Source organism: Algoriphagus sp. (genome assembly GCF_024305035.1).
GTDB lineage: Bacteria > Bacteroidota > Bacteroidia > Cytophagales > Cyclobacteriaceae > Algoriphagus.
Genome location: NZ_JAMWZB010000034.1, coordinates 40,495 through 51,079 on the forward strand (window position 1 = coordinate 40,495; position 10,585 = coordinate 51,079).

Consider the following 10,585-nt stretch of genomic DNA (forward strand, 5'->3'; position numbering starts at 1 on the left):
GTTCAAAATTATCGCTTTCGCAAGGAAATGCCTATTTTCAACCGATCTTTTCTCTGTGACACCGATTACAAAAGCCATGAAAGCGATTAGTTGTGAAAAATTTGGGATGCCTGAAAGCTTGAAATTTCAAGAAGTAACAGAACCAAGCCTTGGCCCAAACCAGGTTCTTGTCGAAGTGGAGGCTTGCGGGGTCAATTTTCCCGATACGCTTATTATTCAGGGGAAATACCAATTTAAACCCGATTTGCCCTTTTCCCCAGGAGGTGAAGTTGCCGGAAAAATAATTGGCATAGGAGAAAAGGCGAAAAATTTTCAAATCGGCGATGCGGTGTTGGCACTTTGTGGCTGGGGGGGATTCGCAGAAAAATTGGCCGTGGATACCGATCGGATTTTTCCCTTGCCCAAAGGAATCCCCGCTGAAATCGCCGCGACGACATTGTATACTTATGGCACCTCTTTTCATGCGCTGAAAGATCGGGCTCAGTTAATACCTGGTGAAATCGTATTGGTATTAGGTGCTGCCGGAGGAGTTGGGCTGGCCGCAGTAGAATTGGGAAAGCTGATGGGTGCAAATGTCATCGCTGCTGCATCCTCCGAAGAAAAGCTGGAATTATGCCGCGAAAAGGGAGCTGACTTCACCATCAACTACGAAAAAGAGGATCTCAAGTCCCGCATCAAAGAGCTGACTAATGGAAAGGGAGCAGATGTGATTTTTGATCCTGTGGGAGGACACTATTCGGAATCTGCATTTCGAGGCATCGCATGGAGAGGGCGCTATCTGACGGTGGGCTTTGCAAACGGGGAAATCCCGAAAATCCCACTGAATTTACCTTTACTGAAAGGGGCATCGATCATGGGCGTTTTTTGGGGTCAATTTTCAAAATTGGAACCGGGAAAAAACACAGAAAACGTTTCCCAACTGATGCAATGGATAATGGAAGGAAAAATCAAACAACATATCGGAAAGCGCTATCAACTCGAGGAGGCGCCTGAAGCTTTACGAGCAATAATGGACCGAAAAATGCTGGGAAAAGGGGTGGTTTTGTTGAAATAAAAAGAGGCAGAGTAAAATCCGCCCCCCTTATTTTTTATATTTCAAATTAGCGTTTATTCCACAGCTTTCACCTTCACCTCAATATTTCCTCTCGTCGCTTTAGAATATGGACAAACCTCATGAGCGGCTTCGGCTAATTTTTGGGCATGTTCCAAAGATTCTGCATGTGGTATTTTCACCTCAATATCTACTGCTAGGCCAAAACTTCCAGGTCCGTAATTTCCCAAATGAACCTTGGCTTTGACTTCGGAATCTCTAAGGCTAGTTTTTCCAGCAACAGCACCCAATGCTCCTCCAAAACAGGAAGCGTATGCCGCGGCAAAAAGTTGCTCAGGGTTGGTTTTTTCCCCATCTCCTCCGATTTCCTTGGGCATGGAGACTTCAAAATCCAATTTGCCATCCTCAGTTTTAACATGTCCTTTTCTTCCACCGCTATTAATAGCTACGGCGGTGTAATCGATATTCAGTTTTTCCATAAGAGATTAATGTGATTTTTGCTTTTCTAACAAGTCTTGAAGGGAATGGTTTAAACGCTTCAACTCTGACTCACTTAATAGCTCAAAATCAGCCGAAAAATCATCCATAGCTTGCAGAACTTTACGTTGCAAAGATTTTCCGGGATAGGTGAGTTCGACTCGAACTTTACGCTCATCATTTTCACTTCGAATTCGCATCACATAGTTTTGAGCTTCCAGTTTTTTGAGCAATGGCGTGAGCGTCCCAGAGTCTAATTCCAATCGGTCTCCGATTTGATTGACAAAAAGTCCGTCTTCTTCCCAAAGAATGGATAGGGTCAGGAATTGGGTGTAGGTAAGATCAAATGGCTTCAACTGTTCTTGAAAAGCCTGGATGAGAAGTCTGGAGTTGCTGTAGAGCAATCGTGAAAGTGTTGAAAGATCGGCCATGATCCTGATTTTTTGATTTGAAACAATTTAATTTGATTCTTTATAAATGAAAAGTAAAATTCAGATTTTTAGTGAATTTTGGGTATATTATTGATCAAGTTTATTCCTATGAGCCAGCGAAGAATTCCTATTTCAGCATATTTTCAAAAGCATACTTCCATTTCAGATGCTGAATTGGCTGAGATTGAACCTTACTTTTTGAGCAAAGAATTTAAGAAAGGAGAATTTATCCTTCAGGCAGGGGAGGTTTGCAATTTTATGATTTTTGTCGAATCAGGCTGTATAAGATTATTTCATATTACAGCGGAAGGGGAAGAGTTTACCCGGTATTTTGGGTTCGAGGGAAAATTTGGAACCGCACTTTCGAGTATGATTAGTGGCGAACCTTCTTTTGAATTTATTCAGTCCTTGGAACCAACCCGGGCTAAACTTATTTCCAAGACGGATTTTTATAGCTTGGTTGACAGCCATCCTGCTGTCAATAAAGTCTATCGGGGAATTTTGGAAATGGCCTACACCACTTCCCAGCGAAGGATTTATAATTTACAAGGCGAAAGCGCCCTCGATCGATTGAAGTGGTTGATGAAGTATCAGCCGGGAATTTTAGCTCGGCTTTCCAGCAAGGTAATCGCAAGCTACATTGGAGTAACCCCATTCACATTAAGTCGTCTAAAATCAGAGCTTTAGAATAAAGTCTTGCCCTAGCGCAAGATTTTGGAAAAGGATCCGCTTCACCTTTGTGATAAACAAACTCACCAAACAATGAAGCCCTTCAGATCCTGGTTTTTCCTAACTTTTAGTATTGGATTTCCTATCAAAATACTTTTTGCCCAAGCCCCCGAACCCCCTATTCCCATAGAAATTATGCCTTCGCAGGATCAACTCTATTTTCAACTAGTGGTCAAAAAGCAATTTACTCCGACGAGCCGGTTCAATTTTTTTACGGTGACCACTTTCACTGCGAATGATCAAAATGAAATGAGAAAGTCATCTGTCCTCATTCCTGCACAGGTTCAATATGAGTTTGGGAAAAAAGGTTTTGGTGCTATGGCTGGTGGAGAAATGAACTCAGTGGTTGGCTTTTACCCGATTTTTGGGCCCTTACACACCTATGTTTCAGCGAAATTTCTTGCGGTGACTGTGGCAACCTTCTATGTTAATCAAGAACAGGATTTTAAGCTTTTTGGCCTATACGAATACAAGCCAATGCTTTCTGAAAAGTGGGTACTCTATACCCGGTTGCAATTTATTTACAATCATAGCATACGCGAAGGAGCGCATAATCGGAGTTACCTCTATCTGCGGACAGGATTAAAAAAAGGGCCAATGATTTTTGGGATCGGAGCCAATCTCGACCAGTTTGGTGCTGATAAAACCTATCGGGATTCGTTTGGCCCCTTTCTCAGATGGGAATTGCGCTAAATCAAAACGCTAACTCATCCACTTCATTTCCTTTTCCTAAAAGCAAACTACGGGGACTTCGGCTGTTGCCTTTGTACACATGAACGATGTTTTGTTGAGTGGCAAAATCATCAATGAGAATGCTGTTTTGAACTCGAATGTTAGAATTCCAGGCTTGAGGTTCAGATTCTAAATAAAACCAAGCGGCATCCTCCTCAATTTCATAGCCCAAGACTCGTAACTCAAGCGCCTTTCCGTCTATCCACAATTTGTTTTTTTCCAATAAGTATTTTTCAATTTGAGAAAGGAGCTTTCCGGAATCCTGCGGTTCCAAAAAATCAATTTCTACCTGATGAAATTCCCGCAAGCTGACCTCCAAATCATCCCAAAAGATTTTTTGGGAAATTTCAAATCGCTGATTTTCGGGGTTTTGCCGGATTTCGGTCAAGCTGATGAAAAACGGATGCGTTAGGACCATCCATCCCAGACTGATTATGAATATGTAAAACTGTTGCATTTGGAGGTACTCGCTGTGTCTTTTGTGGGGATAATCCCGTATAATTGCCGCAATTTACTTCTATTGAAGTATATAATCACCGACCATGAACACATTTGAGCTTTATTTTAAATTAGGCCTTCAGCATATTTTGGATATTCAGGGTTACGATCATATCCTATTTGTGTTGGCACTCTGTGCGGTATTTACGGGAAGAGATTGGAAAAAGATCTTGATTCTCGTCACGGCATTTACGATTGGGCATTCTTTGACCTTGGCTTTGGCTACCTTTAAAATCGTCAATGTACGCTCGGATGTGATCGAGTTTTTGATTCCGGTGACTATTGCCATTACCGCATTTATGACGATATTGAAGCCCAGGCCTAGCTCTGGACGCGGGGTTCAACTCAATTATTTCTTTGCCTTGTTTTTTGGATTGATCCATGGACTGGGTTTTTCCAATTATCTCCGCGAATTGTTGGGAAAAGAGGCGTCGATTTGGCAACCACTCTTGGCTTTCAACCTGGGTTTGGAAGCGGGGCAATTGGTTATTGTGGGGGCATTTCTGCTGCTGACTTCCATTTTGGTGGGAATAGCAGGCGTAAACAAGCGGGACTGGGCCTTGGTTGTCTCCTCGATGGTTTTGGGAGTGGCTTTAGTATTAATGTTAGAAACGAAATTCTGGTAATAAATATAACTCTATGAGAAAATTTGGACTCGCTATCGCTTTGTTTGCGCTGGTTTCGACCGAAGGCTGGTCACAGGCTCGCCGATCGGAGCAAAATCATGCTGAGCGTTTTGAGCAACTCGGAACGATGCTTCGCTCTCCGAATGTGTACCGTACCGCTTCAGGTGCTCCGGGACACATGTATTGGCAGCAGCAGGCCAATTACGTGATCGATGTGGAACTCAATGATGACAATCAATCCATCAAAGGATCCCAGACGGTCACCTACATCAACAACTCTCCGGACCAACTCACCTACCTTTGGGTGCAACTGGAAGAAAACCAACGAGGTCCCGAGTCTGAGGCGCCTAAGGTTGCCGAAAGCTCCATCAATTCACGCATGACCATGCGAACCTTGGAAGGCATCCTTTGGGAAAATGAGGAGTTTGGTTACAAGGTTTTAGATGTAAAAGATGAAAATGGAAATGCTCTTCCTGTCGCGGTGAATAAAACCATGATGCGAATTGATTTGCCGCAGCCCTTAAAGGCAGGAGAGACTTTTTCCTTCAAGGTGGACTGGTCCTTCAACATCACAGACAGGATGAGTTACATTTCCGGCCGTCCGGGCTATGAGTATTTTCCAGAGGATGGAAATTACCTCTACACGATGGCCGAGTGGTTTCCAAGGATGGCTGTTTACTCTGATTTTGAAGGCTGGCAAAACAAGCAATTTCTTGGAAGAGGTGAATTTGCCTTGACTTTTGGGGATTATGAAGTCCGAATTACCGTTCCGGCCGATCACATGGTAGGGGCTACCGGAGTTTTGCAAAATCCGGAAGAGGTACTTTCCGCAACCGAACTGGAGCGATGGAACAAAGCCAAGCAAACCTATGATAATCCGGTCATCATCCGGACTCAGGCAGAAGCCGAAAAACTGGAAAAAGGAAAATCAACCGAAAAGAAAACCTGGATATTTAAAGCTGAAAATGTGCGTGATTTCGCCTGGACTTCTTCCAGAAAATTCATCTGGGATGCCATGGCCGTAAAGCAGGGCGGAAAGGATGTGATGGCCATGTCTTATTATGCCAAAGAAGGCAATCCGCTTTGGGAGCAATACTCCACACGAGTAGTGGCCCATACGATCAAATCTTATTCTGAAAAAACCTTTGACTATCCTTACCCCACCGCTATATCAGTAGAAGGAAGCAATGGGATGGAATACCCAATGATTTGCTTCAACTATGGTCGTCCCGACAAAGACGGCACCTATTCGGAAGCCGTAAAATACGGAATGATCTCCGTAATCATTCATGAAGTGGGGCATAACTTTTTCCCCATGATCGTCAACTCCGACGAGCGTCAGTGGACTTGGATGGATGAGGGTTTGAATACCTTTATGCAGTTTATGGCTGAGCAGGAATGGGATCGGGATTACCCCTCCCGTCGTGGGCCGGCCCATAAAATTGTTCCTTACATGAGAAGTGAAAAGCAGTACCTGGAGCCGATCATGACCAATTCGGAAAATATCATTCAATTTGGCCCTAATGCGTATGCCAAGCCGGCTACCGCTTTGAATATTTTACGGGAGACCGTGATGGGAAGAGAACTGTTTGACTATGCCTTTAAAGAGTACGCAAGAAGATGGATGTTTAAGCATCCGACCCCAGAGGATTTATTCCGTACAATGGAGGATGCTTCGGCTATCGATCTGGATTGGTTCTGGAGAGGATGGTTTTACGAGACCGAACCGGTGGATATTGCCATTCAGGATGTAAAATGGTTTAAGTTGGATAACCGAACTCCTGCCGAAAAGAAAGCAGCCGATCGGGCTGAATTTGAGCGAGAGGAAACTTACGTCAGTAAGGAGTTTAACAAAGTTGACGTACCACAGACCGTGTTGGAAGCCGACCCGGCCACGCGTGATTTCTACAATAGCTACGATCGATTTGCGATTACTCCCGAGGATGAGGAAGAATACAAGCAATTTATGGCGAGCTTGACGGATAAAGAGCGAGAGTTGCTCAATTCGGATCTAAATTTCTATGAGCTTACTTTCGAAAATGTAGGCGGCTTGGTTATGCCTTTGATCATTGAGTTTCAGTATGCTGATGGTACCTCGGAGATCGAGCGGATTCCTGCTGAAATCTGGAAGCTGAATGAAACGAAGGTGACCAAAGTTTTCCCCAAGAAAAAAGAAGTAGTGCAGTTTGTTTTGGATCCATATCGGGAGACTGCCGATATCGATGAGTCGAGCAACTACTGGCCAAGACAGTACCAGCCTACGCGCTTCGAACTCTTCAAAGGTCGAGGTGGCGCAAGAGGTGCTTCTACAGGAGACAATCCGATGAAGCGGGCACAGAAGAAAAAGTAATTTTCAAGCAGACCTGACAGGTTTGCGAAAAATATCCACCCTCCAAGGGTCCTGATACCTATCGGGAATCCCTTTGGAGGGTTTTGTTTTTTATCCAAAAGTTGACCTTGTTTTCCAAGATGCTGAATAAGGACTTTTCTCCCAATCGGACGATTCAGATCGATAGAAAAGACTGAGGATTTCTTCAAAACCGAAAGAAAACCCCCAAAAAATACCCAGAACTGGGTATTTTTTGGGACTTTTTTTAGCCTTAGGTTTAAGGAGTTAAAAATTTAAATTTTATGAAAACAGCAAACTTTTGGCTTTAAAAGAACTGATTTTTAAAGGACTTTTAGCCGCAGTCTTTTTACTAAGTTTTTGGGGTTGCCAGCAGGAGATCGATACCGATCCGGCACTCAAAAAGGATACTATTGAAAGTGAACAGGGTCAATTCAAGGTGCAGTCTGCCGATCCAGCGGATCTGCAAAATCTGGGATTGAAAATGAGTAAGCGGGTGGGTGTGGATATTATACAATCCGCCCGGAACCGGGAGATGTCAGATTTTTTGTTTGATCTGGATGCGTCCCTGCTTACGCAGGATTCATTACTCAGAAAAACGTACACGGTACCTTTTCTGGAAAAAGATGATCGGTTTAGCACCTTCAACTTGGTGGTGGTCACCGATAGCCTGGATAATCTGCTGGATCAATATGTACTAAAGTACGAATTTGACAGCCTTCAGTATCAGTCATTTTTAGAACTTAAAGATTTACTCCAGTCGGGTGCTATAATCAAGCGGTATTCTTTTTCTAATTTTTTCAATGATTCTAATCCTACTTTTCTGGAAAGGTGTCAGGGAGTGTTTGATGAAAATGGGGATCCGGTAATTTGTGACCAAGTTACTATAGAATCCGGATCTGGTGGAGGCGGATCTACTGGTGGAAGTGGAGATGCGTGGATTACACCAGGCGGTGGAAGTACACCGGAAAGTGGAGGAGGCTCTTCTGGTTCAGGGAGTTCTGGCGGAGGTACTTCTTGTTCTTGGACAATAAGCTACCAATCCACAGAAACTGGTATTGGAGGCTCTTATTGTGAATCGGTATGTAGTTTTACCACAATTATTACAATTACATGTGCTGATCCATATTCTAGAAAAAGAGTTGCAGAAAATGAAGGGGCGATGACCTGCATGGACTGTGACGTTTCTGATTTTGGTACACCTGCCTTCACGCCTTCTAAAATTTCTAATTCAATCAACAGGGATTTAAATGGAGCTTTATCAGATTACCACCTGCAGTATTTAAGCCATCCTGATAATCAAACCTTCGCCAAAGATCTATGGCAAGCACTTGGAGAGGATGAAATGATAGATCAAAACGCAGCTTTGTTTACTATTTCAGCAGGGATGAATGGAGTTCTGGACAAACCTTTTAATTCAACTTTTGGGCTTGCAGTAGACGGCTTAGTGGAGGCTGATTTAAGCAATCCGGCTACACTACACTTATTCTATACCTATTTTTCAGCTAAAATAGCTTTTTTAAAGCATGAACATCCTGAATGGAGTGATGGAAAACTACTTTATGAGGCAACCAAAGAAGCCCTTCATTGGACATTGGATATTGCTGGCTTAGTTCCTGTCCTAGGTGAACCTGCGGATTTATTGAATGCAACACTTTATTTGATTGAGGGTGATGGGGTTAATGCAACCATTTCCGCGGCCTCGGCAATTCCATTTTATGGGATTATTGCCTCTGGTTCAAGAATGGGATGGAAGGTTATTTCATCAACAAGTGATATTCCATCAAAAAGAATTTTAAGGTGGGTAGTAAATTTGGAAGGAAAAATAACCTTTGGTTATCGATCTGATTTAGCGAAAAATTTCCCATCGATGAACTCTGCTACTCATCAGGCTCACCATATTATTCCATGGTCAAAAAAAATTCAAGAACATCCTGTTGTCCAAAAAGCAGCAGATTGGGGGTTTCATATGAATGAATCGTTAAATGGGATTCCGGTCACGAAAGCAAGAAATCAGCCAAATCATGATGTCTATAATGATTTGATTGAATCAAAGCTTGATTTTATTGAAAGGAGGTTTCCAGAAGATCAATGGAATAATGAATTAGTTAAACTTGTAAATGATGCAAAGGCTGCCATCCAAGCTAATCCAAGTAAACATTTAAACGATATAACCTTCTGATGAAATACTATCAAATGATGAAGTCTCCCAAGGATTTGATCAAAAATTACATAGAAAAATGTCATGTAAACGATCCTATGTTTATTGGAAAACATGACAATCGTTCTAAAGTGGGCTTTGAGCCAATAATATCAGATATTATCTTAAACGAAGGAGAGCGGATTCCAGATTTTTTTTCAGCCGGAGGCATGCTCTCTCCAAGATTAATCGTCTCTTCTCGACTCAAATCATTTTTGGAGAAATGTTGTGAAAGTGCGTGCATTGAATTCTTTCCTATCACACTTATCCAAAGTAAGGAGAAAGTTGAAGGGTATTGGATTACAAATTTTATATCCTTTTCAGACGATTCCTTGGATTTTGACAGAACCACTTTTTATGTGGATACAGATACACCGATCAAAAACAAATACGGAGTTTATGTGGATAGAACCAGAAATACAGAACTTCGTAAGTTCAATAATCTTTCTGAATTTCTAAAAGTGAAAAAGGAAGGTTGGGGAAATGGGGTTTCTGTTTACCCTAAAAGACCTTTCGTAAAAGAATCAGAGAAACGTCCAATTTTGCTCTTTGATAAAGTACCGATCCTAGGAATAATAGTCTCAGAGGATTTGAAAAAGGAAATAGAGGAAAATGGATTTCAAGGCATCGAGTTCAAACCTCTGGAAATCCCCGATGAAGAATGGTATGGTCCCAATGGTTTGAGAAAGCAGTTTTACAAATAAATCGATATCCAGTCTTGAATATTCAGGGCTGGATTTTCTTCAAACAAAAAGATCCCTTATGCAACGAAAGCCATGGCCCAGTCTGGAAGAATGGGTAGAATCTGAGCAAAGTCTCCAGCAAAAAATCACCGAACTCTACGAGTCCGACCTTTCTCCAGAAGAGCAGGCAAGGGAAGCTTTAAGCTATCTGGTAGACCGCTACCAACTGCCCCTCACTCCGCTCGATATAGAAGATCGGGAATGGGAAGATGCCGGGGATTCCTGGTATCAGCCGGTATCGATGTTTGAGTTGATAGCACAATTAAAATTCGTGGAACCGAAAAACAATGATCCTCGCTATTTGGTCCTTCAATCCGCCTATTTGATCAAGCACAAATTAATCATAGACCTTTCTCAGGAGTTGGGAAACTTTCTGGACGGAGACGATCTTCAGGGCTTGGGTTATCGAGGGCAGGATATCTTTGAAGCAGAGTTGATTCCCATCAAAACTGGGGAAAGCTGGACAGATAAAGGATGTACCTATTTTATTAAAGAGCAATTACGGTAAAAGGAAGACTACTTATATTATCAAAAGTTGACCTTGTTTTCCAAGATGCTGAATAAGGACTTTTCTCCCAATCGGACGATTCAGATCGATAGAAAAGACTGAGGATTTCTTCAAAACCGAAAGAAAACCCCCAAAAAATACCCAGTTCTGGGTATTTTTTGGGACTTTTTTTATCCCTAGGTTTAAGGATGTCACCAGAAAATAACATTACACAGTTTTCAGAAATAATAAGTACATAATTTT

12 protein-coding genes are annotated in these 10,585 nt (G+C 42.4%); 8 read left to right on the top strand and 4 right to left on the bottom strand.

What is annotated here, in order from left to right; all coding sequences use genetic code 11:
• Positions 1-76: 76 nt before the first annotated feature.
• Positions 77-1,054 carry an NADPH:quinone oxidoreductase family protein gene (locus Q0L00_RS16860; RefSeq protein ID WP_297338062.1) on the top strand — a complete coding sequence of 326 codons (978 nt, stop codon included), beginning with the start codon at positions 77-79 and terminating at the stop codon, positions 1,052-1,054.
• Between the two features lie 53 nt (positions 1,055-1,107).
• On the opposite strand, the gene Q0L00_RS16865 is transcribed toward Q0L00_RS16860, so the two are convergent.
• Complete coding sequence (locus tag Q0L00_RS16865; protein WP_297338063.1) at positions 1,108-1,530, bottom strand: organic hydroperoxide resistance protein; 423 nt, start codon at positions 1,528-1,530, stop codon at positions 1,108-1,110.
• 6 nt (positions 1,531-1,536) lie between these two features.
• Positions 1,537-1,959 carry a MarR family transcriptional regulator gene (locus tag Q0L00_RS16870; protein ID WP_297338064.1) on the bottom strand — a complete coding sequence of 141 codons (423 nt, stop codon included), beginning with the start codon at positions 1,957-1,959 and terminating at the stop codon, positions 1,537-1,539.
• Positions 1,960-2,067: 108 nt separating this feature from the next.
• Between Q0L00_RS16870 and Q0L00_RS16875 the strand changes: the two genes are divergently transcribed.
• Together Q0L00_RS16875 and Q0L00_RS16880 are read left to right on the top strand one after the other, a co-directional pair.
• Complete coding sequence (locus Q0L00_RS16875; protein WP_297338065.1) at positions 2,068-2,646, top strand: Crp/Fnr family transcriptional regulator; 579 nt, start codon at positions 2,068-2,070, stop codon at positions 2,644-2,646.
• Between the two features lie 75 nt (positions 2,647-2,721).
• On the top strand, positions 2,722-3,381 hold the full coding sequence (locus tag Q0L00_RS16880) for a hypothetical protein (RefSeq protein ID WP_297338066.1): 660 nt from the start codon (positions 2,722-2,724) through the stop codon (positions 3,379-3,381).
• 1 nt (position 3,382) lies between these two features.
• On the opposite strand, the gene Q0L00_RS16885 is transcribed toward Q0L00_RS16880, so the two are convergent.
• Positions 3,383-3,838, bottom strand: a complete 456-nt coding sequence (locus Q0L00_RS16885) for a DUF6702 family protein (protein ID WP_297338067.1) — start codon at positions 3,836-3,838, stop codon at positions 3,383-3,385.
• Positions 3,839-3,962: 124 nt separating this feature from the next.
• Here Q0L00_RS16885 and Q0L00_RS16890 point away from each other — a divergent pair, with 124 nt between their 5' ends.
• The 5 genes from Q0L00_RS16890 to Q0L00_RS16910 all read left to right on the top strand — a co-directional run bounded on the left by Q0L00_RS16890 (position 3,963) and on the right by Q0L00_RS16910 (position 10,342).
• Positions 3,963-4,544, top strand: coding sequence for a HupE/UreJ family protein (locus tag Q0L00_RS16890; RefSeq protein WP_092790188.1), 582 nt, complete (start codon positions 3,963-3,965; stop codon positions 4,542-4,544).
• 13 nt (positions 4,545-4,557) lie between these two features.
• A complete protein-coding gene (locus Q0L00_RS16895) occupies positions 4,558-6,894 on the top strand; it encodes a M1 family metallopeptidase (protein ID WP_297338068.1) in 2,337 nt (778 codons plus the stop codon).
• A 481-nt stretch (positions 6,895-7,375) separates the two neighbouring features.
• Positions 7,376-9,073, top strand: a complete 1,698-nt coding sequence (locus Q0L00_RS16900; protein WP_297338073.1) for an AHH domain-containing protein — start codon at positions 7,376-7,378, stop codon at positions 9,071-9,073.
• Positions 9,073-9,795 carry a hypothetical protein gene (locus tag Q0L00_RS16905; RefSeq protein WP_297338069.1) on the top strand — a complete coding sequence of 241 codons (723 nt, stop codon included), beginning with the start codon at positions 9,073-9,075 and terminating at the stop codon, positions 9,793-9,795. The genes Q0L00_RS16900 and Q0L00_RS16905 overlap by 1 nt, the downstream gene beginning before the upstream one ends.
• Positions 9,796-9,853: 58 nt before the next feature.
• Complete coding sequence (locus tag Q0L00_RS16910; protein WP_297338070.1) at positions 9,854-10,342, top strand: hypothetical protein; 489 nt, start codon at positions 9,854-9,856, stop codon at positions 10,340-10,342.
• Here Q0L00_RS16910 and Q0L00_RS16915 read toward each other — a convergent pair.
• Positions 10,323-10,585, bottom strand: a 263-nt coding sequence (locus Q0L00_RS16915) for a hypothetical protein (RefSeq protein ID WP_297338071.1), incomplete at its 5' end; no start/stop codon positions are given. The two genes, Q0L00_RS16910 and Q0L00_RS16915, sit on opposite strands and share 20 nt — an antisense overlap.